The organism is Pseudomonas sp. GW823-FHT04A03 (assembly GCF_058796615.1).
On record NZ_JBXAIV010000010.1, the window covers coordinates 13,296 to 39,289 of the forward strand.

Consider the following 25,994-nt stretch of genomic DNA (forward strand, 5'->3'; position numbering starts at 1 on the left):
ACAGGTACAAAAAAACCCGCGCCTCTTGCAAGGCGCGGGTTCTTTCATTGCATCAAGCGATCAACGCTCAAGCAGGATCCGCAGCATGCGACGCAGCGGTTCGGCCGCGCCCCACAGCAGTTGGTCGCCGACGGTGAAAGCACCGACGAACTGCGAACCCATGTTCAGCTTGCGCAGACGACCGACCGGTACGTTCAGGGTGCCGGTGACTTTCGTCGGGCTCAGCTCCTGCATGCTGATATCGCGGTTGTTCGGCACCAGTTTGACCCAAGGGTTGTGCTGGCTGATCAGCCCTTCGATATCGGCGATCGGCACATCTTTGTTCAGCTTGATGGTCAGCGCCTGGCTGTGGCAACGCATGGCGCCGATGCGCACGCAGATGCCGTCCACCGGGATCGGGCTCTTGAAGCGACCGAGGATCTTGTTGGTCTCGGCCTGGGCCTTCCACTCTTCGCGGCTCTGGCCGTTCGGCAGTTCCTTGTCGATCCACGGGATCAGGCTGCCGGCCAGCGGCACACCGAAGTTTTCGGTCGGGTACGCGTCGCTGCGCATGGCTTCGGCCACACGACGGTCGATGTCGAGGATCGCGCTGGCTGGATCGGCCAGTTGATCGGCGACAGCGGCGTGGGTCGCGCCCATCTGTTTGATCAGTTCACGCATGTTCTGCGCGCCGGCACCGGAAGCCGCCTGATAGGTCATGGCGCTCATCCACTCAACCAGACCAGCCTCGAACAGACCGCCCAGGCCCATCAGCATCAGGCTGACGGTGCAGTTGCCGCCGATGTAGTTCTTGGTGCCCGCGTCGAGCTGCTGGTCGATGACCTTGCGGTTGACCGGGTCGAGGATGATGACGGCGTCGTCGTTCATCCGCAGGCTCGAGGCCGCGTCGATCCAGTAACCCTGCCAGCCGGCTTCGCGCAGTTTCGGGAATACTTCGCTGGTGTAGTCGCCGCCCTGGCAGGTCAGGATCACGTCGAGGGTCTTCAGCTCTTCAATGCTGTAAGCGTCCTTGAGCGGAGCAATGTCCTTGCCCACGGACGGGCCTTGGCCACCGACATTGGAAGTGGTGAAAAACACCGGCTCGATAAGATCGAAATCCTGCTCTTCCAGCATCCGCTGCATGAGCACGGAACCGACCATGCCGCGCCAACCGATCAGACCTACACGTTTCATCGCAACTACACCTTCTTGAAAAGTGGGCCGCTGCTTTGTATTGAATTTCGCAGCGGGCCCGAGAGATTACAGATTCCGCAGCGCGGCGACTACTGCGTCACCCATTTCCTGCGTACCGACTTTAGTGCAACCGGTCGAAAAGATGTCGCCGGTGCGCAGACCTTGATCCAGCACCACGCTGACCGCTTTCTCGATGGCATCCGCCGCTTCGTGCAGATTGAAGCTGTAACGCAGCATCATCGATACCGACAGAATGGTCGCCAGCGGGTTGGCGATGCCTTTGCCGGCGATGTCCGGCGCCGAACCGTGGCAAGGCTCGTACATGCCCTTGTTGTTGGCGTCCAGCGAGGCCGACGGCAGCATGCCGATGGAACCGGTGAGCATCGACGCCTCGTCGGACAGGATGTCGCCGAACATGTTGTCGGTGACGATCACGTCGAACTGCTTCGGCGCACGCACCAGTTGCATGGCGGCGTTGTCAACGTACATGTGGCTCAGTTCGACGTCCGGGTAATCCTTGGCGACCTGCTCGACCACTTCACGCCACAGTTGGCTGGACGCCAGCACGTTGGCCTTGTCCACCGAGCACAGCTTCTTGCCACGCACGCGGGCCATGTCGAAACCGACACGGGCGATGCGGCGGATTTCGCTTTCGCTGTACGGCAGCGTGTCGTAGGACTGACGCTCGCCGTTTTCCAGAGTACGGGTGCCGCGCGGCGCGCCGAAGTAGATGCCGCCGGTCAGCTCACGGACGATCAGGATGTCCAGGCCGGCAACGATTTCCGGCTTCAAGCTCGAAGCATCGGCCAGTTGCGGGTACAGGATCGCCGGACGCAGGTTGCCGAACAGGCCCAGTTGCGCACGGATTTTCAGCAGGCCGCGCTCAGGGCGGATGTCACGCTCGATGGTGTCCCATTTCGGGCCGCCCACGGCGCCCAGCAGCACAGCGTCAGCTGCGCGGGCACGCTCGAGGGTTTCATCGGCCAGCGGCACGCCGTGCTTGTCGATGGCGGCGCCACCGATCACGTCATGGCTCAGCTCGAAGCCCAGGCTGTACTTGTCGTTGGCCAGTTCCAGCACCTTGACCGCTTCGGCCATGATTTCCGGACCAATACCGTCGCCTGGGAGAATCAGAATCTGCTTGCTCATGCTTTCCTCGTGTCTTCAGTCGGTGCGCCATCGACTGGCGCGCCCGGAAAAATACTTATCGTTCCAAAATTACTTTTCAGCCCAGAGCACCAGTACATCTGTACTGAACGAACCATCGGCCTCAATCTCAAAATATTCGCGCACTTCGTTGCCCATCGATTGCTGCAACTGGCGGATCGCGGCGCGCATCACTTCGGGTGTGCGCATGCGCTCGACCCAGCTGTTGTACTCCAGACGCAGGCGCTGACGCGTGGTGCTGCGGGTGTGCAGACCGGCTTCGCTGACCTGGCGCAACCACTCACCGGCCGAATAATCGCGCACATGACTGGTGTCGCGCAGCACTTCGACGCTCTGCAAATAGGTGTCGAACAGCGGACTGCCCGGCGACAGCACATCGATGAACGCCGCCACGCCGCCCGGTTTCAGCACCCGGCGCACTTCGCGCAAGGCCACGCCGAGATCGCTCCAATGGTGCGCCGAATAACGGCTGAACACGAAGTCGAACTCACCATCGGCGAACGGCAGACGCTCGGCGGCACCGTTGACCGTGGACACATTGTTCAACCCGCGATCAACGGCTGCGGCGGCGACCACGTCGAGCATCTGCTGCGACAGGTCGTACGCCACCACTTCTTTCACCAACGGAGCGACGTGAAAACTCACGTGCCCGGCGCCGCAACCCAGGTCCAGCACCCGAGCCTCGCCCTGCCCTGCCAGTTCAGCCTGCAGCAGCGCAAATTCAGTGCCTTGAGCGTGAACGGCGCTGCTCAGGTAGGCGGCGGCCTGTTCACCGAATTGCTTTTGTACAACCTGACTGTGGGTGGTGCTGGTCATGGTCACATCCTGATAGCTGTGTTGTTGAACTGCCCCTTTCGCGAGCAAGTCGAATCGTCGCACCGTCGCTCCCACAGGGGAATGCATTTCAAATGTGGGAGCGAGCTTGCTCGCGAAGGGGCCAGCCCTGACTACATCAATCTCACGCGTCGCGGAACAACCATGGCTGGCTCGCGCGATGCTTGGCTTCGAACGCGGCAATCGCATCGCCGTCCTGCAGGGTCAGGCCAATATCGTCCAGGCCGTTGAGCAGGCAGTGTTTGCGGAAAGCGTCGATCTCGAAGCGATAGACCTTGCCGTTCGGGCTGGTGACGGTCTGTTCGTGCAGATCGATCTGCAACTGATAGCCCGGCGCGGCCTCGACCTGCTTGAACAGCTCGTCGACTTCGGCATCGCTCAAGATGATCGGCAGCAAGCCGTTCTTGAAGCTGTTGTTGAAGAAGATGTCGGCATAGCTCGGCGCGATGATGCTGCGGAAACCGTATTCTTCCAGCGCCCATGGCGCGTGTTCACGGCTGGAACCGCAACCGAAGTTCTCGCGGGCCAGCAACACGCTGGCGCCCTGATAACGCTCGGCGTTGAGCACGAACTCCTTGTTCAGCGGACGCTTGGAGTTGTCCTGATACGGCTGACCCACATCGAGGTAACGCCACTCGTCGAACAGGTTCGGGCCGAAACCGGTGCGCTTGATCGACTTCAGAAACTGCTTCGGAATGATCTGGTCGGTGTCGACGTTGGCACGATCCAGAGGCGCGACGAGACCAGTGTGCTGGGTAAAAGCTTTCATGCTGCGCTCCTTTAGATCAATTCACGAACGTCGATGAAACGACCGTTCACCGCCGCCGCAGCGGCCATGGCCGGGCTGACGAGGTGGGTACGGCCACCGGCGCCCTGACGGCCTTCGAAGTTACGGTTGGAGGTCGATGCGCAATGCTCGCCGGACTCCAAACGGTCCGGGTTCATCGCCAGACACATCGAGCAACCCGGCTCGCGCCACTCGAAACCGGCTTCGAGGAAGATTTTGTCCAGACCTTCGGCTTCAGCCTGCGCCTTCACCAGACCCGAGCCCGGCACGACGATGGCCTGCTTGATGGTCGACGCAACCTTGCGGCCCTTGGCGATCACCGCGGCAGCGCGCAAGTCTTCGATCCGCGAGTTGGTGCAGGAACCGATGAACACGCGGTCGAGCTGAATGTCGGTGATCGCCTGATTGGCGGTCAAACCCATGTATTTCAAGGCACGGACGATCGAGTCGCGTTTGACCAGATCCATCTCTTTAGCCGGGTCCGGCACGTTCTGATCAACGGCCAAGACCATTTCCGGCGAAGTGCCCCAGCTGACTTGCGGCTTGATTTGCGCAGCGTCGAGCTCGACCACGGTGTCGAAATGCGCGTCGGCGTCGGACACCAGGTCTTTCCAGGACTCGACCGCCAAGTCCCACTCGGCGCCTTTCGGTGCGAACGGACGACCGTTGACGTAATCCACAGTCTTCTGGTCCGCCGCCACCAGGCCCACGCGGGCGCCGGCTTCGATGGACATGTTGCAGATGGTCATGCGGCCTTCGATGGACAGGTCGCGGATCGCGCTGCCGGCGAACTCGATGGCATGGCCGTTACCGCCGGCGGTGCCGATCTTGCCGATCACCGCGAGGACAATGTCCTTGGCGGTCACGCCGAACGGCAACTGGCCTTCGACGCGCACCAGCATGTTCTTCATTTTCTTGGCGACCAGGCATTGGGTGGCGAGCACGTGCTCGACCTCGGAAGTGCCGATACCGTGAGCCAAGGCGCCGAACGCGCCGTGGGTCGAGGTGTGCGAGTCGCCGCAAACCACGGTCATGCCCGGCAAGGTCGCGCCCTGCTCCGGGCTGATCACGTGAACGATGCCCTGGCGCACGTCGTTCATCTTGAATTCGACGATGCCGTATTCATCGCAGTTGTCGTCGAGGGTCTGAACCTGCAAACGCGAGACCTGGTCGGCAATGGCTTCGATGCCGCCCTTGCGCTCCGGGGTGGTCGGTACGTTGTGGTCCGGGGTGGCGATGTTGGCATCGATGCGCCACGGCTTGCGCCCGGCCAGACGCAGGCCTTCGAAGGCTTGCGGCGAGGTCACTTCGTGGATGATGTGACGATCGATATAGATCAGCGCCGAGCCATCGTCGCGCTGCTTGACCAAATGCGAATCCCAGAGCTTGTCGTAGAGCGTTTTGCCGGCCATCAGACGGTTCCTCATCAGCTTGTTTCTATGCCCTGGGCTTATCAATAACCCTTTGGCTTGTGAGGCCGATCCTATGGGGTTAGATTAAATAACTCAAATTCATATTTTTTATGCTTTGGATAACCAACTGGAATACGAACATGGACCTGGCCAACCTCAATGCTTTTATCGCGATTGCCGAGACGGGAAGCTTCTCCGGCGCCGGTGAACGGCTGCACCTGACGCAACCGGCGATCAGCAAACGTATTGCCGGGCTGGAACAGCAATTGAATGTGCGGCTGTTCGACCGGCTCGGTCGTGAAGTGGGCCTGACCGAGGCCGGCCGGGCCCTGCTGCCACGGGCTTATCAGATTCTCAACGTGCTGGACGACACGCGCCGCGCCCTGACCAACCTGACCGGCGAAGTCACCGGCCGTCTGACCCTGGCCACCAGTCACCACATCGGCCTGCACCGTTTGCCGCCCTTATTAAGGGAATACACCCGCCGCTACCCACAGGTAGCGCTGGATATTCAGTTCCTCGATTCGGAAGTGGCCTACGAAGAAATTCTCCATGGCCGCGCAGAGCTGGCGGTCATCACCCTGGCGCCGGAGCCGCATACGCTGGTCAAGGCCACGCCGGTCTGGGACGACCCGCTGGATTTCGTGGTCGCCCCGGAACATTCATTGATCAGCAACGGCGCCGTCACATTGGCGGACATTGCCGGCCATCCGGCGGTTTTCCCCGGCGGCAACACCTTTACCCACCATATTGTCCAACGGCTGTTCGAGGCTCAGGGCCTGACGCCGAACATCGCCATGAGCACCAACTACCTGGAAACCATCAAGATGATGGTGTCGATCGGCCTGGCCTGGAGCGTTTTGCCGCGCACGATGCTCGATGAACAGGTGGCGCGCATACCTTTACCGGGCATACAGCTCAGTCGCCAGCTAGGCTATATCCTGCACACTGAAAGGACGCTGTCGAATGCTGCACGGGCGTTTATGGCCCTGCTGGACGCTCAAATCGATCTGCCAGGGACTCTCGGCTGACTTGTGCTACTCCTATAGAGCTGCCGTCCCTGTGCCTAACGCCCAAATCAGCTCAAGGCCCCTTAACAATGCCGAAATCTGTTGACCGTATTCCGCCAATGCCGCGTATTCAGGCCATTGATCCACGGCGTTCCGAGCAGAGCTGGGAGAGCGCGCCGCAACTGCTCGCGGCGCTTAACGGCGCCCGCCTCGGGGCCTGGTATTGGGACATCGAGCGCGGGCAGATCAGTTGGTCGCGCGGCACTCAGGCCTTGTTCGGATTCGATCCGCGGCAACCGCTGCCCGAAGACCTGGAATACCTCGACCTGCTGCCACCTGAAGACCGGGCGAAAACCATCCGCGCCTTCCACGCGGTAATCGCCGGCGCGCCGCTGGAACAGGCAATGCACCACCGCATCCGCTGGCCCGACGGCAGCCTGCATTGGCTGGAGATCAACGGCAGCCTGCTGCCGGACAAACACGGCCGCCCCCGAATGATCGGGGTGATCCGCGAAATCACCCACCAGCGGCAACGGGAACAGGCCCTCAGCAGCTCGGAGAAACGTTTCGCCACGCTTTTCCATCTGTGCCCGAACATGGTGCTGCTGACTCGTCAGGAAGACGGTCTGATCAGCGAGGCCAACCAGTATTTCGAAAGCCTGTTCGGCTGGCCGGTGCAGAGCGCCATCGGCCGCACCACCCTGGAACTGGGCCTGTGGGTGCATCCCGAGCAACGGGCGGAGCTGGTCAAGAAAACCAAGGCCAAGGGCGAACTGATCAGCATGGAGGTGCAGTTCCGCGCCAGCAACGGCCAGATCCACGACGGCATCCTCAGCGCGCAAAAGGTCGAACTCGAAGGCCAGCCGTACCTGCTCAGCACCTTTCTCGACACCACCGAACGCAAAGCTGCCGAACATGCCCTGAAAGACAGCCAGGAACGCCTCGACCTGGCGTTGGATTCGGCGCAGCTCGGCACCTGGGACTGGCACATTCCCAGCGGCATGCTCTACGGCTCGGCCCGCGCTGCGCAATTGCACGGTCTGGAGCCGAAACCGTTCCATGAGTCGTTCGAAGAGTTCTTCGAGGGCGTCCCCGGCGAAGAACGCGACAGCATGCGCGACGCCTATCGCAGCCTGCGCGAAGGCCCGGCGGGCAATTATCAGCTGACTTACCGCGTGCAACTGCCGGACGGCAGCTCGCGTTATCTGGAAAGCCGCGCCCGCCTCTATCGCGACGACAACGGCGTGCCGCTGCGGATGGCCGGCACCCTGCTGGACATCACCGATCAGGTTGAACGCGAGCAACGGCTGGTGGCTTCGGAAGAGAAATTCGCCACCCTGTTCCAGGTCAGCCCCGACCCGATCTGCGTGACCCGCCAGGAAACCGGGGAATTCATCGAGATCAATTCGAGTTTTTCCCAGACCTTCGGCTGGAGCGCCAGCGATGTGATCGGCCACACCGCCGAAGAAATCGGCCTGTGGGACGCCTCGGCGAAAAGCCTGCAACGCATCGAAAGGGTGATCCGCGAACAGGGCCTGAGCAATGTCGCGATCATCGTCCAGCACAAGGACGGCCAGTCGCTGACCTGCGTGATTTCCAGCCGTCAGATCAGCGTCGGCAACCAGCCGTGCATCGTCACCACGTTGCGCGACATCACCCAGCAACAGCGCTCGGAAGCGGCGCTCAAGGCCAGCGAAGAGAAGTTCGCCAAGGCATTTCATTCCAGCCCCGACGCGATCACCATCACCGAGCGCGACACCGGGCGTTATCTGGAGGTCAACGACGGCTTCTGCCGCCTGACCGGCTACCGCGCCGACGAAGTGGTGGGCAAAACCGTGTATCAGGTCGGCATCTGGGCCGAGGAAAAACAGCGCTCGGCGCTGCTTGCAGAACTTCAGATCAAGGGCCGCGTGCACCATCAGGAAATGCTCGGGCGCAACAAGCGCGGCGAGATCCTGACGGTGGAAGTCTCGGTCGAACCGATCACCCTCAATGAAACCGCCTGCCTGCTTCTCACCGCCCGGGACGTCAGCCTGCTGAAGAACGCCGAAGCGCAGATCCGCCACCTGGCCTATCACGACCCGCTGACCAACCTGCCCAACCGCGCGCTGTTGATGGATCGCCTGAGCCAGCAGATAGCCCTACTCAAGCGCCACAACCTGCGCGGTGCGCTGCTGTTTCTCGATCTGGATCACTTCAAACACATCAATGACTCGCTGGGTCACCCGGTTGGCGACACGGTGCTGAAAATCATCACCGCGCGGCTTGAAGCCAGCGTGCGTATGGAAGACACCGTGGCGCGGCTCGGTGGCGATGAATTCGTGGTGTTGCTCAGCGGGCTGGAAGGCACGCGCAATGAAGTCAGCGCCCAGGTACGCGAGCTGGCCGACACCATTCGCGAGTTGCTGTCGGAGCCGATGTTCCTCGATGGCCAGCGCCTGCAAGTGACCCCTAGCATCGGGGTGGCGCTGATTCCCGATCACGGCTCGACCCCGACCGACCTGCTCAAACGCGCCGACATCGCGCTTTACCGCGCCAAGGATTCCGGACGCAACACCACGCAGATGTATCACAACACCATGCAGAAAGCGGCCAGCGAACGGCTGCGCATGGAGACCGACCTGCGTCTGGCGCTGTCCCGGGGCGAATTCGACGTGCACTACCAACCGCAGATCGACGCCCAGGACAACCGCATCATCGGCGCCGAAGCCCTGGTGCGCTGGAATCACCCGGAACTCGGCGCGCAATCGCCCACCGAATTCATCAAGGTGCTGGAGGACAGCGGGCTGATACTGGAGGTCGGCACCTGGATCCTCGATGAGGCGTGCGAAGCCTTCAAGCAATTGATCGCCGAAAAGCTGATCGATCCACTGGCCTTCAGCCTGTGTGTGAACATCAGCCCCCGGCAGTTCCGCCAGAACGACTTCGTCGAGCGCATCGAACACAGCATGAGCAGCCACGGTCTGCCCTGTTCCTTGCTGAAACTGGAAATCACCGAAGGCATCGTCATCCAGAACCTGGAAGACACCATCAGCAAAATGCGTCGTCTGAAAAAACTCGGCGTGAGTTTCGCCATGGACGATTTCGGCACCGGCTATTCATCGCTGACCTACCTGAAACGATTGCCGGTGGACACGCTGAAGATCGATCAGTCGTTCATCCGCGACGCCACCACCGACCCCAACGACGCAGAAATCATCCGCGCCATCGTCGCCATGGCCCGCAGCCTGGAACTGGAAGTGATCGCCGAAGGTGTGGAAACCCCGGAACAGCTAGCCTTCCTGCAAGGGCTGGGGTGCCATTTGTATCAAGGATATTTGCACAGTCGGCCGTTGCCGCTGGAGGGGCTGAAGAGATTGCTGGAATGACCAGACGCCTGCGGTCGTTTACCGCAGGCATCGTCGCCAGGCCGGTAATTGCCAGGGTTGGCGGCAACCTGTAGGGTCGCGTTTTTTCGCGCTGTTTCGAGATCGATCATGCAGGATGCAACCCTCCCCCGCCCGGCCCTGCTGGGCATTGACCTTGGCACCACCAACAGTTTGATCGCCGTCTGGCAGGACGGTCAGGCCCGATTGATCCCCAACGCCCTCGGCGAGGTACTGACCCCGTCGGTGGTCAGCCTGGATGAAGACGAGACCATTCTGGTCGGCAAAGCCGCACGCGCACGCCTGACGACTCACCCGGAACGCACCACCGCCGCGTTCAAGCGATTCATGGGCAGCGACCGGCAGATCGAACTCGGCACCAAAACCTTCAGCCCGGAAGAATTATCGGCACTGGTGCTGGGCTCACTCAAGCAGGACGCCGAAGCCTTTCTCGGCCATCCGGTTTCTGAAGCGGTGATTTCCGTGCCGGCGTATTTCAGTGACGAGCAACGCAAACGCACACTGTTCGCCGCCGAACTGGCGGGCCTGAAAGTTTCCCGACTGATCAACGAGCCGACCGCCGCCGCGATGGCGTATGGGCTGCACGAGCAGAAATTCGAACGCACGCTGATCTTCGATCTGGGCGGCGGGACGTTCGATGTCACGGTGCTGGAATATGCGTTGCCACTGATTGAAGTGCATGCGTCCACCGGGGACAACTTTTTGGGTGGTGAAGACTTTACCGAGGCCTTGCTGCAAGCATGCCTCAAGGCGTGGCAGCTCACCCCGGCGCACATTGAAGCCCAGAACCTCGCCAGCCTTTGCGACAACCTTGAACAGCTCAAGTGCAAGCTCTCCGAAGGCACTCAAAGCCTGAACTGGCGCAATGGGGACAGTTCGTATGAATGGTCGCTGGACGAAACCGGCGCCGTAAAGATCTGGGAACCACTTCTGGCCCGTTTGCGCGCACCGATCGAGCAAGCCCTGCGTGATGCCCGCCTCAAACCCCGAGATCTCGACAGCCTGGTGTTGGTGGGCGGTGCCACACGGATGCCGGCAGTGCAGCAAATGGTGGCCACGCTGTTCGGACGCCTGCCTTATCGACACCTCGATCCGGACACGATTGTCGCACTGGGTGCGGCGACGCAAGCGGCGTGCAAGGCGCGGGACGGTGCGGTTGAAGAACTGATCCTGACCGATGTCTGCCCTTACACACTGGGAATTTCGACCAACCGTGGTGAAGGTATCAGCGGCGCTTTTTCACCGATCATCGAGCGTAATACCATTATTCCAACATCCAGGGTGCAACGCTTTTACACCACGCATCCACAGCAGGAGACCATTCGCATCGCGGTCTACCAGGGCGAACGCCCTTGGGTGCGCGATAACATTTTCATTGATGCTTTCGACGTACCGGTAACGGCGAGCGAACAGATCCAGGCTCTGGACGTGCGTTTCAGCTACGACATCAACGGATTGCTCGAGGTTGACGTCAACTTGCTGGACAGCGGTGAACGTCACAGCCACAGCATTGATCGAAGCCCGACCGGGCTCGACGAACAATCGCGACAAAACAGTCACGAGCGACTCGCCACCCTGAAAATCCACCCCCGAGACGCCCTTCCAAACCGGACGCTACTGGCCCGGCTGGAGCGTGCGTGGACGCAAAGCCTGGGGGACGAACGCGAACGCATTGCCGACTGGCTGGACACGTTCACCACCGTGCTCGGCAGCCAGCAATCGGAAGAGATTGCCAGCCACCGGTCACAACTCAACAAGGCTCTGGATCAACTTCGCCTCTAACCGATCAGCCGTCGCAACGTGGCCTGCAAACCGCCGGGCAGTGTGTCTTCACTAACACTGTCCGGTGGCACACCATACCGATTGGGCAACTTATCACCGGGAAATCCGAACAGTATCAGCGGCAAGAAAGGGAGTACCGGCGACAACACTGCGATGATCAGCAAGGTGGGAATCCCTCGCCCCATATCATGCAGGCGACGCAAAATCGCGCCAAGCAGGAACGCTGCGCCCAACAACATCACGATGATTCCGGCCAGCGGCGTACCGCTGAGCAACGCCGCCAAAGGCGTGATCAACACAGCGCCAATGACCTGCCAGATGAATGCGCCTCGGCCCAACCGCGAGCCCAAACGCCAGAAAGCTGAAGCCGGCGTCGGGCGGGTGTCGCTTTTGGCCTGCAACAAACGCTCACTCCACGACAACAGCGCGCTGAAGGCAAAACGAAGACCGAGGCCATTCTCGGGATTGTCCTTGGCTCGTTGCATGCGCAGCAGCATTTTCTGCCGCGGCACACCGGCACTGCCGTAACGCACCAATCCCTTGAGCACATCCACAGCCAGACCGAAAGCATCACTGCTGATCCCTTCTTCCTCCAGAAGCGCTGAAGGTGGATGCGGCGGCTCACCCTTGATCAAACCGTGGCGGAAACCATCGAACCAGTCCTGTGGATTGACGACCTCGGTAATCCTGTCGAGCAGGTATTTTCGCTGCTGGGCATCCAGCAGAGGATCGTGATACAGCACGCCCCCCAGCAACATGCGCCCGAGCAAATCGTCATCGAACGCCTTGATATCGCTGCGCATGCACTCGAACAAGCGGTCGTTGCTCAGCAACCGCGCACTGTCGAGCGCCTCCTGAGCGCTCAACAGCTGACGGGCAAGCATGGCATGCACCGGATCTGCCGCTTGCAACCACCCGAGCAGACCGCTGGCACTGCCCTGTTCGCGATTCAACCGGCAGAGCAACGGTTGCAAACGCGCCAGAGGATGCTCCCGCTCTACATTCATCGAGTCGACGCAATGCGCCGACTGCGCGCCCAGCCAGCGCACCGGCTGGTCGAGCGTCGCCAGCAGATACAGGGCCTGACGATGCCATTCCCACACATCGCAACGACCATCGATAGCGGGAAGCACCATGCCCTGCCCGGCGAGTTGTGCCAGCAACTTCAGTCCGTCGAGCAGCGCACCTTGCTTACCGAGGCCGAATGCCTCATCCAGTCGGGCCAACGAACGAGCGTCGTAGGCCCGCAGGCGACGCATCCACAGCAGACAAAGCGCCAGCGGTTCGCCCTTCTGCAACACCGGCTCAAGTACCGGTTGCGCTGAATTGCTCGCCAGAAATGCTTTCAGTGCCAGCGGAATCGGTGCCTGGGTCAACCAGCAGATTTGCTGGTCGGCCTGATACTTGAAGCCTTCCAACACCAGCTGTTCAAGAATGTCCGAAGCCTGCGGCGCCTCCATGATTCGTTGCAGTAATGGAACGTCACCCCGGTGCAGCGCCCAGGCGTACTGGTACAGCGTCTGCAGTCGCGGGTCATCGCTGGCGACGATCAGAGATGCCAGTAACGGTAATTCATCACCACTGATGCGCCATTCGACGAAGGCATCGGCAATGTCATGCAGCTCAAGCTGTCGGGCGCGAAACCAGCGACCCAGTGTTTCCGGACGCTGCGAAGGGCTGCCGTATTCCTGGGTGACATCACCCAGGTCATCGGACCAGTCGCGGAAATTCTCGAGGCGATCAAATGCCTGAATCAACAACGGCAAACGCTGGGGTTGATGACGCGCGCACAGGGCCAGGAGCCAGTCTGCGGCTTTCGGGTGCTGATGCTCTCGCCAGAGACGCACCCAAGCCTGCAGCGCCAATTCTTCCATGCCCAAGGCGCTGCGCTGGCACGCCAGCAGATAGAGCCAGTCAACATCCATCGGCGCAAGCCGATGCTGCTCATTGATGATTTCGAGAAAGCCTTTGCTGGCGATGCCGGCCTGACTGAACTGGATGGCCAGACGCTGCAGCAAACCGTCGTCCGGCGGTAGCGGTACGCAGGTGTGAAGGTTGGCGAAATAACGGTAATCATCCAGTGACGCATTACGGTGCAGATGATTCAGCGTACGCAAAAACCATAGCGTTTCCAGCTGCGCGACGACTGGCCATTCGCTCATCAACGATGTATCGAAAGGATCCGCCGCCTCGATACGCTGCAAAAATTCGTCGACATGCCGGGCATTTTCGAAATCCAGATCGAGCATCCGACTCGCCCAGCCCATGCGTTGGGCGAGCAAGCGTGCGCAGACGTGGGAAATAGGCCCTGCATCGAGCAACTCGCGCAGCAAAGGCCAGCAAACCTCATCCAAAACCTCAAGCGGCACTTGATCCAGCTCAAAAATGAAGACCTGCCACGCCGCAGGAGCGAATCGGCGCGCAGAATCATTGAGCAACGCATCAAAGCCGCTCAACAGCTGATCGCTGGCACTCAGCTCGGTGTCAGCCGGTGCATCTGCCTCGGGCTCTTCCTCTCGGGCAAAGCGCAAGGCGATTTCATAGGCTTCGCGCAATGCCTGGAAACCTTCAGGATCCGTTTCCGGATGGTGCTGTGGCAAACGCGCGCGATAGGCGCCACGAATGGCTTCATTGTCTTTGGTGGGTTCGATACCCAAGCGAATCCAGCAGCTCATGACCAGTCGAACTCCCCTAGAGACTCAGGGCGTTCCGGCAGATGCAGGGGCATGTCCCAAGGCAATTGTGCAAAAAGGTCGCGAGCGTCGCGATCCAGCTTCCTGAGCACCACCGTCGTGCCGATGTAATCACCTTGCCTGTCGTATTCGTGAGCCAGTTCCTCATCCTTGTTGCCGAGGCAATGCCAAAAGGCCTTGCCGATGACAAAACCGTTCAGATAACTGGTCCAACTGTCGTAGTAATACCGCGCACGCGCCGCCATGCGACCGTGCAACCAGAGGCTTTCGGTCAGGTCGATCCAGCCGTGCAGCACTGCGGAGCGCAGCAGAAACCCCATACGCCCGATATCCCAGGCGCGAATGCCGCCGGAGCCGCACTCTCCGAACGTACGGCTGGCCAATTCGTAAAAAGTCCGTTGCCGGCTGTCGAGTGTTTCGATCAGCGCTTGCCACTCGGAAGGCAGGCAGCGTTCCCATTGACGATAGGCTTCGTTCAACTGTGTGGCGTGCCCGTTGTCGGCCGTGCGCAACATGTCTAATAGTTGCGGGCGCGTGGTAATGCCCCACCCTCCTTCGACATCGACGTGCTTGAGGTCGAAGCAATAAGTGGGTGCCGTGTAGTCGGCATCGGGATTTAGGGCAACCAAAGGTGCAGAAAGCGCATACAGCCAGCGCTGCTCCATCTCGTCCATGAAAAAGGCTCCGGGGCCGGTGAAAAATTAGGAGTGCCGGCCTTGTCGGCGCGGATTGTAAAGAGCCAGGAAACCAGCGGCAAACCCCGCGACGACTTTCCTGCGCCCACAAAAAAAGGCCCCGACGTATCGGGGCCTTCATTCAGCGGCCTATCGCCCGTTCAGACGATTGTGTTTCTGCAAGTGAATCAGTGTTGCAGAGCCGGCTTCTGCACCCCGTTAATCGGGATGCGCTTGGCTTTCGCCTCTTCCGGAATCACGCGCAACAGGTCGATGCTCAACAGACCGTTGCTCAGGCCGGCGGCCTTGATCTCGATGTGATCGGCCAGGCGGAAAGACAACTTGAATGCACGCTGGGCAATGCCCTGATGCAGGAAAGTGACGCCTTCGTTGGCATCACGCTTGCCGCCACTGATGGTCAGCACGCCTTTCTCGACTTGCAGGTCCAGGTCTTCTTCCTGGAAACCGGCTGCCGCCACGACGATGCGGTATTGATCGTCACCGTGTTTTTCGACGTTGTAAGGCGGATAGGTGCTGCCTGGCTCGTTGCGCAGGGCAGTCTCGAACAGGTCGTTGAAACGGTCGAAACCTACCGAGGAACGGAACAGTGGAGCGAGGGAAAATGCGGTACTCATGGTTCAAATCTCCTGAAAACAATCAGCAAGTTTTTTGTCTCCGCGACCCGAATTCGGCATCGCGTAACCCTTAGATAGGGACCTGCGTTTTGTTTTCAAGAGATCGTTTGAAGATTTTTTCAGGCGGCTTCGGCGACCGGCAAACCCAGCAAGCGCGAGACCTGATCCGGCTCGGTCTCCCGGCGCAGCACGGTAAACAGCTCGACAGCTTCGGGATAATTGCGGGTCAGCATGGCCAGCCATTGCTTCAAACGACCCGGCGATTGGCGCGCGGTCATTTGAGCTTTGGCTTGCAGCCAGAAGTCCTGGATCAGTGGCATCAGCTCGGCCCAGCTCATCTCGACTACTTCCTCACCGGCACGTGCGGCGGCGATCTGCTTGGCCAGATCCGGACGCGATACCAGACCACGACCGAGCATGATGTCTTCGACGCCACTGATTTCCCGGCAGCGGCGCCAGTCCTCGACGCTCCAGATGTCGCCGTTGGCGAATACCGGCACCTTGACCACGTCCTGCACACGCGGAATCCACTCCCAGTGGGCAGGCGGCTTGTAGCCGTCCATCTTGGTCCGGGCGTGAACCACGATGTGCTCGGCGCCACCCTCGGCCAGCGCGGTGGCGCACACCAGCGAGCCGTCGGGGCTGTCGAAACCGAGGCGCATCTTGGCGGTGACCGGAATGTGCGCGGGCACAGCGCGACGGACATGCTCGACGATCTGGTTGAGCAGCTCCGGTTCCTTGAGCAGTACCGCACCACCACGGGATTTGTTGACGGTCTTGGCCGGGCAGCCGAAGTTCAGATCGATCACTTCAGAGCCTAGTTCGCAGGCCAGTGCCGCGTTTTCCGCCAGGCACACCGGATCGGAACCCAGCAATTGCACGCGCAGTGGCACGCCGGAAGCGGTGCGCGCACCGTTGAGCAGTTCAGGGCCGAACTTGTGGAAATAGGCCGGGGTCAGCAACTGATCGTTGACACGGATGAACTCGGTCACGCACCAGTCAATACCGCCGACACGGGTCAGGACATCGCGCAGGATGTCGTCGACCAACCCTTCCATCGGCGCCAGAGCAATTTGCATGGGAAACACACACTCAAGGAAAAACGTGCGGCAGTTTACTGGGTTTCGCGGGTTAAACCCATGTCCGCCGTCTGTATGGCCGGGCCGTAACCTTCGATGAACTCGGCGGGCATGCGCTTGGGCCTGCCGGTGGATAGCTCGATACAGACGAAGGTGGTCTGGGCGCGCAGCAGCGTGGCGTTGTCGCTGGGGCGAATCAACTGGAAGTGACGGGTCATTTTCAGGCGCTGATCCCAATCGACGATCCAGGTCGCCAGTTGCAGCTCGTCGCCTTCGTAAGCGGCGGCCAGGTAATCGATTTCGTGGCGCACAACGGCCATCGCCCGATCCAGACGCCGATATTCGACCAGATCCAGACCCAGGCGTTGCGAGTGACGCCAGGCGCAGCGCTCGAGCCAGGTCACGTAGACCGCGTTGTTGGCGTGGCCCAGCCCGTCGATGTCCTCGGCGCCCACTTGCAGATCAATGGTAAACGGCGTTGCCCGATCCCAGCCCATGCCCTACTCCCGGTCAAATGATTCAACCGGGGCAGTGTAACGGATGACTACGCCGATTGCCGCGCCTGAAGGCTGCGCCCGGCCAGCAGTGATAACACGCCATCAATCACCCGAGGGTCGGCCAGCACGCGCTGATGACCGCCGGCTTCCAGACGCAACAAGCGGCTGTCGAACCAGGATTCGTGGATAAGCTGGGATTCCTTGACCGAGACGAAGGTGTCGTCTTCGGCATGCACGATCAGGCCCGGCATATCCAGTTGATAGTGGGCGACATCGAGAGTGGCGGCGCGCATGCCGACGTCCTGTTCAACCTCGCGAATGAACGCGGAACGAGCTCTGGGTGGCATGCCGACGTAACGGGCAAAACCGCGCAACACACCAAGAATTCGCGCCGGAGCAGCAATGCTCACCAGAGTTTCAGTGCGCAAGCCCAATTGCACGGCGAGCATGGCACTGGCACCGCCCATGGAGTGGCCGATGACGGCTTGCAACGGCGGCAATTCGGCAGCGGCCTCAAGCATCGCACGAGCGAACAACACCACGTTGGCTTCGCGCCCCGGCGAGCGACCGTGGGCCGGGCCATCCAGCGCGACAACGGTGTAGCCCGCTTCGACCAGCGCCGTGATCAACGCAGCAAACTGGGTGGGCCGCCCTTCCCAGCCGTGCATCAGCAAGACAGTCGGGCCTTGCCCCCAGCGCAGGGCCGAAAGACCGAACCGCAAGGTGATGCGCTCGGATTTCGCCAGCAGCGGCAACTCCCAGTCCCGCGGTGTATTCGCGCGCGGCGTCATGAATGCCAGCCGCATTTTGCTCGCTACCAGTTTCGGTGCGAACCAGCCCAAGGTGCCATTAACGCCGCGAACCCACTTCAACGTGCTCATCGCTCTCTCCTCGGGCTTGTAGCCTTCAGGTCAACGCACCGCCGACTTGGCAGCGCGCAGCAATCGATCGGATAAATCACCAGGTCCCAACGCCCTTGAGAGCGCCAGACCACCTACCATCAGGGCCACGTCGGCCAACGCTTTATCGATGTCTTCAGGGCTTGAAGCCAACTGCGCAATCATCAATTCCAGGTGTTCGTTCAAGGCGATCCGGAACTCCTCTGGCAAACGGCCCAGCTCGCCGATGGAGGCTGGAATCGGGCAGGCCGAATCACTGGAATCGCGATGCTTGCGCGACAGGTAGAACGCGGCCACCAGGGCGCGGCGCTCTTCACCGGTCAGCTCGCTGTCCATGTCGGCAATCAGGTCGCGACGGCGACCGAGCAATTGCTTGAACGCCTCAAGCATCATTGCGTCCTTGCTTTCGAAGTGTGCGTAGAAGCCACCGACGGTCAGGCCGGCCGCCCCCATCACTTCGCCCACGCTCGGTTCAGCCGGGCCGCGCTGAATCAGTGCAGCACTGGCGGCCTTGAGAATGCGTTCGCGGGTTTGAGCTTTCTTGTCGTTCATCGTCGCCTCCGAATATTACGATAGCAATATTATTCTCATAATAATATTCCGCAAGTCACAAGCGTGACCGCTGGTCTGAAGCACAGTGTTAAGGAAAAAGAGGATTTGGCCAAACGCCAGACAAACAAAAGGGCCATTCAATAATTGAATGACCCTTATAAAATCCCGCAGAGCGGGTAATCGTGGCGTCCCCTAGGGGACTCGAACCCCTGTTACCGCCGTGAAAGGGCGGTGTCCTAGGCCACTAGACGAAGGGGACACAAACCTTCTATACAACTGATCAGCGCTGAGTACTGATCGATTCAAAGCCGGTGTGGCCAGACCTTGAACTGTAAATTGGTGGAGCTAAGCGGGATCGAACCGCTGACCTCCTGCATGCCATGCAGGCGCTCTCCCAGCTGAGCTATAGCCCCGGATTTTTCGCCTCTCGGCGGAGCGACATCTTGCAACATCGCTTCTGTAAAACTGGCGTCCCCTAGGGGACTCGAACCCCTGTTACCGCCGTGAAAGGGCGGTGTCCTAGGCCACTAGACGAAGGGGACGCAAACCCTTCTATACAACTGATCAACGCTGAGTGTTGATCGCTTCGAAGCCGGTGTGGCCAGGCTTCGAAGTGTAAATTGGTGGAGCTAGACGGGATCGAACCGTCGACCTCTTGCATGCCATGCAAGCGCTCTCCCAGCTGAGCTATAGCCCCTCATCGTTGATGTCATCGCTGAGGACGGGGCGAATCTTAAGGGCGTATCGAAAGGCTGTCAAACTTATTTTTGAAAAAAATCAAAATTTTTTGTCGGCATTACAATCACTTACCGCCCTCCCCCCGTAAATTCGGGGGAAAACACCGAAGGACAGGATCAAAAGATCCTGACCTCCGGCGCGTCCTGCAGAGTCAAACGCAATCAGGCGATGGCGCCCAACAGCTTTTCCCACTCTTTGTTTTCTTTCTTCGACACACCGCCCAGCAGGTCAATCGCCTGGCGCAGACGGAAACGGGTCAGGTCCGGCCCGAGGATTTCCATCGCATCGAGCACCGACACCGAACTCGCCTGCCCGGTGATCGCAGCAAACATTAGCGGCATCGCATCACGCAGCTTCAGCTCGAGGGATTCGACCACCGCCTGAATCGTCGCGGTGATGCTGTCCTTCTCCCACTGACGCAGGCTTTCCAGCTTCCACAGGATCAGTTGCATCAGTTGACGAACCTGATCGCCCGAGAGCTTTTTCGATTCGAACAGCTTGGCATCCGGGCTCACGCCACCGGCGAAGAAGAACCCGGCCAGCGGTGCAACCTGGCTGAAGGTTTCGACACGGCCCTGAACGTGCGGCGCGATCTTCATCATGTATTCGGAATTGAACGCCCACTTCTGTACGCGAGCGGCGAACTCTTCCACCGGCAGATCACGCAGCCACTGGCCGTTGAGCCAAGACAGTTTCTCGATATCGAAAATCGGCCCGCCCAGCGACACACGCTTGAGGTCGAAGTTGTCGACCATTTCCTGCAGCGAGAACTTCTCGCGCTCGTCCGGCATCGACCAACCCATGCGGCCCAGGTAGTTGAGCATCGCCTCAGGCATGAACCCCATGCGCTCGTAGAACGTCACCGAAGTCGGGTTCTTGCGCTTGGACAGCTTGCTCTTGTCCGGGTTACGCAGCAGCGGCATGTAGCACAGCTCCGGTTGTTCCCAGCCGAAGTACTCATAAAGCAGGATCAGTTTCGGCGCCGACGGCAGCCATTCTTCACCGCGCAGCACGTGGGTGATGCCCATCAGGTGATCGTCGACCACGTTGGCCAGGAAGTACGTCGGCAGGCCGTCGGTCTTCATCAGCACTTGCATGTCCATGCGATCCCACGGGATCTCGACGTCGCCACGCAGCATGTCCGGCACCACGCAGACGCCTTCGCTCGGCACCTTCATGCGGATCACGTGCGGCTCGCCGGCAGCCAGGCGACGGGCGACTTCTTCCTTGGACAGCAACAGCGCACGGCCGTCGTAGCGCGGGGTTTCACCGCGAGCCATTTGCTCGGCGCGCATCTGATCCAGCTCTTCGGCGGTGCAGAAGCACGGGAAGGCGTGGCCCATGTCGACCAGTTGCTGGCAGTACTTCTGGTAGATGTCGCCGCGCTCGCTCTGACGGTAAGGACCGTGCGGGCCGCCGACGTCCGGGCCTTCGCTCCAGTCGATACCCAGCCAGCGCAGGGCGTCGAAGATCTGCTGTTCGGACTCGCGGGTCGAACGCAACTGATCGGTGTCTTCGATCCGCAGGATGAACTCACCGCCGTGCTGCTTGGCAAAGCAGTAGTTGAACAGTGCGATGTAAGCGGTACCTACGTGGGGATCCCCGGTAGGCGATGGCGCGATGCGAGTGCGGACGGTGGTCATGGCATGTCTCGAAAAGAATGAAAAGCAAAGAACGATCAAGCGGCGAATGGTAACAGGCGACACCCGCCCCGCTCCAGCGGGCAGGGCATTTAAGCCAAGGTTGCGTCTGGAACGCCCGTTGGCCGTGGTGAATGGCCGAATATCAACAGACGGCATTTACCGTTCATCGGCTGTATGCCAGATTCGCCTGCTGATAACTTTCCTTACAATTCCTCGACTACAGTTTGCCCATGCCTGCCCAACTCAAGCGTCGCCTGTTCATTTTCCTGTTGCTGGTCCTGTTGATTGCCGGGGGCTTTTTCGCCCATTGGTTTTTCAAGGGACGCTTTTATGAAAGCACCGACAACGCCTATGTCCAGGGTGAAATCACCCGCGTGTCGAGCCAGTTGAGCGCACGCATTGACGAAGTCCTGGTGCAGGACAACCAGCACGTGGAAAAAGGCCAGCTGCTGATCCGTCTCGAAGGCGATGACTTCCGCCTCGCCGTCGATCGCGCCAACGCCGCCCTCGCCACCCGTGAGGCCGAGCGTCTGCAAGCCCAAAGCAAACTGACCCAGCAAGCCAGCCTGATCGCCGCCAGCGACGCGCAAGTCGCCACCACCCAGGCCACGCTCGGCCGCTCGCAGGTGGATTTGTCGCGGGCAGAAACCCTGCGCAAACCCGGCTACGTTTCCGAGGAACGGGTCACCACCCTCTCCGCCGATGCCCACATCGCTCGCTCGCAAGTGGCCAAGGCCCAGGCCGATGCCCAGAGCCAGCGCCAGCAGGTCAACGCGCTGACCGCCGAGATCAAACGCCTCGACGCGCAGATCGCCAACGCCCGCGCCGACCTCGCCCAGGCCGAACTGAACCTGACCCGCAGCGAAATCCACGCGCCGATCAGCGGTCTGATCGGCCAGCGTGCCGCCCGCAATGGTCAAGTGGTACAGGCCGGCGCCTATCTTTTGTCTATCGTTCCGGACGAAGACATCTGGGTACAGGCCAACTTCAAGGAAACCCAGATCGGCCACATGCAGCCGGGTCAGAAGGCCGAGCTGCTCTTCGATGCCTATGGCGACACACCGATCGAAGCGCGGGTCGACAGCCTGTTCGCCGCCTCCGGCGCGCAGTTCAGCCTGTTGCCGCCGGACAACGCCACCGGCAACTTCACCAAGGTCGTGCAGCGGATTCCGGTCAAGCTGACGTTCAAGGCCGATAACCCGCTGCACGGCAAGATCCGTCCGGGCATGTCCGTCACCGCCACCGTGAACATCAAAGACGCCCCTGACAATGGCCGGTGATTCACTGATCCGTCCGGTCGGCGAACCGACCCGGCGGGACTGGATCGCGGTGATGAGCGTAATGCTCGGCGCCTTCATGGCGGTGCTCGACATCCAGATCACCAACTCCTCGCTCAAAGACATTCAGGGCGCGCTGTCGGCGACCCTGGAAGAAGGCTCGTGGATTTCGACGTCTTATCTGGTGGCGGAAATCATCATGATTCCGCTGACCGCCTGGCTGGTGCAGCTGCTGTCGGCCCGTCGGCTGGCGGTGTGGGTGTCGCTGGGGTTTCTGATTTCGTCGCTGTTGTGCTCGATGGCCTGGAGCCTGGAGAGCATGATCGTGTTTCGCGCCATGCAGGGCTTCACTGGCGGTGCGCTGATCCCGCTGGCGTTCACCCTGACCCTGATCAAACTCCCCGAACATCACCGCGCCAAAGGCATGGCGATGTTTGCCATGACCGCCACCTTCGCCCCGTCCATCGGCCCGACCCTCGGCGGCTGGCTCACGGAAAACTGGGGCTGGGAGTACATCTTCTATATCAACATCCCGCCGGGGCTGATCATGATCGCCGGGCTGATGTACGGTCTGGAGAAGAAAGAAGCGCATTGGGAGTTGCTGAAAAGTACTGACTACACCGGCATTCTCACACTGGGCATTGGCCTCGGTTGCCTGCAGGTGTTCCTTGAAGAAGGTCATCGCAAGGACTGGCTGGAATCGAGTCTGATCGTGACGCTGGGCAGCATCGCCCTGCTGAGCCTGATCACCTTCGTGATCGTGCAGATTTCCAAGCCCAATCCGCTGATCAACCTCGGCATCCTGCGCAATCGCAATTTTGGCTTGTCGAGTATTTCCAGCCTCGGCATGGGCGTTGGGCTGTACGGTTCGATTTATCTGCTGCCGCTGTACCTGGCGCAGATCCAGAACTACAACGCCCTGCAGATCGGAGAAGTGATCATGTGGATGGGCGTGCCGCAGCTGTTCCTGATTCCGCTGGTGCCAAAGCTGATGAAATTTGTCTCGCCGAAATGGCTGTGCACGATCGGTTTTGGCCTGTTCGGGCTGGCGAGCTTTTCATCCGGGGTGCTCAACCCGGATTTCGCCGGGCCGCAGTTCAATCAGATCCAGATTATTCGTGCGCTGGGTCAGCCGCTGATCATGGTGACCATTTCGCTGATCGCCACCGCGTACATCCTGCCGCAGGACGCGGGCTCGGCGTCGAGTCTGTTCAACATTTTGCGCAACCTCGGCGGCGCCATCGGCATCGCCCTGCTCGCGACGCTGCTGGACGCGCGCACCAAGACCTACTTCGATTATTTACGTGAAGCGGTGGTGCCGACCAATCCACAGGTGGCCGAACGTTTGGCGTCGATGACCGATCGATTCGGCAGTGACACGGCGGCGTTGGGCAAGTTGAGCGAGATCGTGCATCAGCAGGCGCTGATCATGGCCTACAACGATGCGTTTCATTTTGTCGGGATTGCGCTGGGGATCAGCATGTTGGCGATTTTGCTGACCAAGAAATTGCCCGCCGGACTGAAGGCCGGCGAGGCACATTAACCTTGAGCGGACGTAGAGCGTCCAGGGCTGCATTCCCACGCAGAGCGTGGGAACGATCAGTCAGACGGCCAACAGCCGCTCACGCAGCTTGGCGATTTCGTCGCGCATCTGCGCCGCCGCTTCGAATTCCAGGTCGCGGGCCAGCTGGTACATCTTCTCTTCCAGTTGGCGGATGCGCTTGGTGATCTCGCTCGGCGAGCGCAATTCGGCTTCGTACTTGGCGTTCTCTTCGGCGGCCTTGGCCATGCCCTTGCGCTTCTTGCTGCGCGAACCGGGCACGGTGGCGCCTTCCATGATGTCGGCGACGTCCTTGAACACGCCCTTCGGCGTGATGCCGTTGGCCAGGTTAAAGGCGATCTGCTTGTCGCGACGGCGCTCGGTTTCGCCAATCGCCCGCTCCATCGACCCGGTGATGCGGTCTGCGTAGAGAATCGCCCGACCATTGAGGTTACGCGCCGCGCGGCCGATGGTCTGGATCAGCGAGCGCTCGGAACGCAGGAAACCTTCCTTGTCCGCATCGAGAATCGCCACCAGCGACACTTCCGGCATGTCCAGACCTTCACGCAGCAGGTTGATCCCCACCAGCACATCGAACGTGCCCAAACGCAGGTCGCGGATGATTTCGACCCGTTCGACGGTGTCGATGTCCGAGTGCAGATAACGCACGCGCACGCCGTGATCGGCCAGGTAATCGGTCAAGTCTTCGGCCATGCGCTTGGTCAGCGTGGTGACCAGCACCCGCTCCTCCACCGCCACACGCTTGGTGATTTCCGAGAGCAGATCGTCAACCTGGGTCAGGGCCGGGCGCACTTCAACCTGCGGGTCGACAAGACCGGTAGGGCGCACCACTTGCTCGATCACCCGGCCGGCATGTTCGGCTTCGTAGTTGCCGGGCGTGGCCGAGACGAAAATCGTCTGCGGGCTCACCCCTTCCCACTCGTCAAAGCGCATCGGCCGGTTGTCCAGCGCCGATGGCAAGCGGAAACCGTATTCCACCAGGGTTTCCTTGCGCGAACGGTCGCCCTTATACATCGCGCCGACTTGCGGCACGCTGACGTGAGACTCGTCGATCACTAGCAAGGCGTCGGCCGGCAGGTAATCGTAGAGCGTTGGTGGCGCCGCACCGGCCGGACGACCCGACAGGTAGCGCGAGTAGTTTTCGATGCCGTTGCAGTAGCCGAGTTCGAGGATCATCTCCAGGTCGAACCGGGTGCGCTGCTCCAGACGCTGGGCTTCCACCAGTTTATTGTTGTTGCGCAGGTATTCGAGGCGCTCCTGCAACTCGACCTTGATTCCCTCGATGGCGTCGAGCAGGGTTTCCCGGGGCGTCACGTAGTGGCTTTTCGGATAGAAGGTGAAGCGCGGCAGCTTGCGGATGACCTCACCGGTGAGCGGGTCGAACGCGGAGATGCTCTCCACTTCGTCATCGAACAACTCGATGCGGATCGCTTCGAGGTCGGATTCCGCCGGGTAAATGTCGATCACATCGCCGCGCACCCGGAAGGTCGCACGGGCGAAATCCATGTCGTTGCGGGTGTATTGAAGGTCGGCCAGACGCCGCACCAGTGCACGCTGATCGAGCTTGTCGCCGCGATCGACGTGCAAGACCATTTTCAAATAGGTTTCCGGGCTGCCCAGACCGTAAATGCACGACACCGTGGTGACGATGATCGCGTCCTTGCGTTCGAGCAATGCCTTGGTCGCTGACAGACGCATCTGTTCGATGTGGTCGTTGATCGACGCATCCTTCTCGATAAAGGTGTCAGACGACGGCACGTAGGCTTCGGGCTGGTAGTAGTCGTAGTAGGAAACGAAGTACTCGACAGCGTTGTTCGGGAAGAACGACTTGAACTCGCCGTACAACTGCGCGGCCAGGGTCTTGTTCGGTGCCAGCACCAGGGTCGGACGCTGCACTTGGGCGATCACGTTGGCGATGCTGAAGGTCTTGCCCGACCCGGTCACCCCGAGCAGCGTCTGGTGCGCCAGCCCGGCTTCAATGCCTTCGACCATCTGGCGAATGGCTTCGGGTTGATCGCCGGCGGGGTCGAAACGGGTGACGAGCTGGAATTCAGACATAAACACCTCTGGAATCGCGCCGCTGCAGGCAAACCGCAGCACCACGAGAAAGACCGCAAACGACCGATGTCGCGCAAGGAAAAACGAAGATTGTGCTGAATGTGGAGCCGATTGCCTCGCCTTTCAAGGCAAACGTC

19 protein-coding genes and 4 tRNA genes are annotated in these 25,994 nt (G+C 60.4%); 5 read left to right on the forward strand and 18 right to left on the reverse strand.

Annotated elements, in window-relative coordinates:
- Positions 1-60 precede the first annotated feature (60 nt).
- The 5 genes from asd to leuC all read right to left on the reverse strand — a co-directional run bounded on the left by asd (position 61) and on the right by leuC (position 5,373).
- The gene (asd, locus tag AC1Q9F_RS22160) at positions 61-1,173 is read right to left on the reverse strand and encodes an aspartate-semialdehyde dehydrogenase (protein ID WP_003226428.1); all 1,113 of its coding nucleotides are present in this window, start codon (positions 1,171-1,173) and stop codon (positions 61-63) included.
- Between the two features lie 66 nt (positions 1,174-1,239).
- A complete protein-coding gene (gene leuB / locus AC1Q9F_RS22165) occupies positions 1,240-2,322 on the reverse strand; it encodes a 3-isopropylmalate dehydrogenase (protein ID WP_007956449.1) in 1,083 nt (360 codons plus the stop codon).
- A gap of 69 nt (positions 2,323-2,391) precedes the next feature.
- Positions 2,392-3,156 (reverse strand): class I SAM-dependent methyltransferase, encoded by a 765-nt coding sequence (locus AC1Q9F_RS22170; RefSeq protein ID WP_492620816.1) that lies wholly within the window; start codon positions 3,154-3,156, stop codon positions 2,392-2,394.
- A 142-nt stretch (positions 3,157-3,298) separates the two neighbouring features.
- Complete coding sequence (leuD, locus tag AC1Q9F_RS22175; protein WP_007956446.1) at positions 3,299-3,943, reverse strand: 3-isopropylmalate dehydratase small subunit; 645 nt, start codon at positions 3,941-3,943, stop codon at positions 3,299-3,301.
- 11 nt (positions 3,944-3,954) lie between these two features.
- Positions 3,955-5,373 (reverse strand): 3-isopropylmalate dehydratase large subunit, encoded by a 1,419-nt coding sequence (leuC, locus tag AC1Q9F_RS22180; RefSeq protein WP_007956445.1) that lies wholly within the window; start codon positions 5,371-5,373, stop codon positions 3,955-3,957.
- A 140-nt stretch (positions 5,374-5,513) separates the two neighbouring features.
- Here leuC and AC1Q9F_RS22185 point away from each other — a divergent pair, with 140 nt between their 5' ends.
- From AC1Q9F_RS22185 to AC1Q9F_RS22195, 3 genes are all read left to right on the forward strand, one after another.
- Positions 5,514-6,404 carry a LysR family transcriptional regulator gene (locus tag AC1Q9F_RS22185; protein ID WP_007956444.1) on the forward strand — a complete coding sequence of 297 codons (891 nt, stop codon included), beginning with the start codon at positions 5,514-5,516 and terminating at the stop codon, positions 6,402-6,404.
- A 68-nt stretch (positions 6,405-6,472) separates the two neighbouring features.
- A complete protein-coding gene (locus AC1Q9F_RS22190) occupies positions 6,473-9,751 on the forward strand; it encodes a bifunctional diguanylate cyclase/phosphodiesterase (protein WP_207985584.1) in 3,279 nt (1,092 codons plus the stop codon).
- A 108-nt stretch (positions 9,752-9,859) separates the two neighbouring features.
- Complete coding sequence (locus AC1Q9F_RS22195; RefSeq protein WP_492620817.1) at positions 9,860-11,551, forward strand: Hsp70 family protein; 1,692 nt, start codon at positions 9,860-9,862, stop codon at positions 11,549-11,551.
- Here AC1Q9F_RS22195 and AC1Q9F_RS22200 read toward each other — a convergent pair.
- From AC1Q9F_RS22200 to gltX, 12 genes are all read right to left on the reverse strand, one after another.
- Positions 11,548-14,226, reverse strand: coding sequence for a DUF805 domain-containing protein (locus AC1Q9F_RS22200; RefSeq protein ID WP_492620818.1), 2,679 nt, complete (start codon positions 14,224-14,226; stop codon positions 11,548-11,550). The genes AC1Q9F_RS22195 and AC1Q9F_RS22200 overlap by 4 nt on opposite strands.
- Positions 14,223-14,918, reverse strand: coding sequence for a DUF1266 domain-containing protein (locus AC1Q9F_RS22205; RefSeq protein WP_207985581.1), 696 nt, complete (start codon positions 14,916-14,918; stop codon positions 14,223-14,225). Before AC1Q9F_RS22205 ends, AC1Q9F_RS22200 begins: the two co-directional genes overlap by 4 nt.
- Before the next feature lie 188 nt (positions 14,919-15,106).
- Positions 15,107-15,553, reverse strand: a complete 447-nt coding sequence (locus AC1Q9F_RS22210; protein ID WP_207985580.1) for an Hsp20 family protein — start codon at positions 15,551-15,553, stop codon at positions 15,107-15,109.
- 119 nt (positions 15,554-15,672) lie between these two features.
- The gene (locus AC1Q9F_RS22215) at positions 15,673-16,632 is read right to left on the reverse strand and encodes a tRNA dihydrouridine synthase (protein WP_492620819.1); all 960 of its coding nucleotides are present in this window, start codon (positions 16,630-16,632) and stop codon (positions 15,673-15,675) included.
- A 35-nt stretch (positions 16,633-16,667) separates the two neighbouring features.
- Complete coding sequence (locus AC1Q9F_RS22220) at positions 16,668-17,129, reverse strand: acyl-CoA thioesterase (protein WP_011333342.1); 462 nt, start codon at positions 17,127-17,129, stop codon at positions 16,668-16,670.
- Between the two features lie 47 nt (positions 17,130-17,176).
- Complete coding sequence (locus tag AC1Q9F_RS22225) at positions 17,177-18,010, reverse strand: alpha/beta fold hydrolase (protein WP_007956433.1); 834 nt, start codon at positions 18,008-18,010, stop codon at positions 17,177-17,179.
- Between the two features lie 30 nt (positions 18,011-18,040).
- Positions 18,041-18,580 (reverse strand): TetR/AcrR family transcriptional regulator, encoded by a 540-nt coding sequence (locus AC1Q9F_RS22230; protein ID WP_007956432.1) that lies wholly within the window; start codon positions 18,578-18,580, stop codon positions 18,041-18,043.
- A 183-nt stretch (positions 18,581-18,763) separates the two neighbouring features.
- Positions 18,764-18,839, reverse strand: a tRNA-Glu gene (locus AC1Q9F_RS22235).
- A gap of 78 nt (positions 18,840-18,917) precedes the next feature.
- A tRNA-Ala gene (locus tag AC1Q9F_RS22240) sits at positions 18,918-18,993 on the reverse strand.
- A gap of 53 nt (positions 18,994-19,046) precedes the next feature.
- Positions 19,047-19,122, reverse strand: a tRNA-Glu gene (locus AC1Q9F_RS22245).
- A 79-nt stretch (positions 19,123-19,201) separates the two neighbouring features.
- A tRNA-Ala gene (locus tag AC1Q9F_RS22250) sits at positions 19,202-19,277 on the reverse strand.
- Positions 19,278-19,479: 202 nt separating this feature from the next.
- Positions 19,480-20,961, reverse strand: a complete 1,482-nt coding sequence (gltX, locus tag AC1Q9F_RS22255; protein WP_492620820.1) for a glutamate--tRNA ligase — start codon at positions 20,959-20,961, stop codon at positions 19,480-19,482.
- Positions 20,962-21,191: 230 nt separating this feature from the next.
- Between gltX and AC1Q9F_RS22260 the strand changes: the two genes are divergently transcribed.
- The gene (locus AC1Q9F_RS22260; RefSeq protein WP_085607876.1) at positions 21,192-22,241 is read left to right on the forward strand and encodes an HlyD family secretion protein; all 1,050 of its coding nucleotides are present in this window, start codon (positions 21,192-21,194) and stop codon (positions 22,239-22,241) included.
- The gene (locus tag AC1Q9F_RS22265; protein ID WP_007956426.1) at positions 22,231-23,781 is read left to right on the forward strand and encodes an MDR family MFS transporter; all 1,551 of its coding nucleotides are present in this window, start codon (positions 22,231-22,233) and stop codon (positions 23,779-23,781) included. Before AC1Q9F_RS22260 ends, AC1Q9F_RS22265 begins: the two co-directional genes overlap by 11 nt.
- 60 nt (positions 23,782-23,841) lie before the next feature.
- On the opposite strand, the gene uvrB is transcribed toward AC1Q9F_RS22265, so the two are convergent.
- Complete coding sequence (uvrB, locus tag AC1Q9F_RS22270; RefSeq protein ID WP_007956424.1) at positions 23,842-25,857, reverse strand: excinuclease ABC subunit UvrB; 2,016 nt, start codon at positions 25,855-25,857, stop codon at positions 23,842-23,844.
- Positions 25,858-25,994 lie beyond the last annotated feature (137 nt).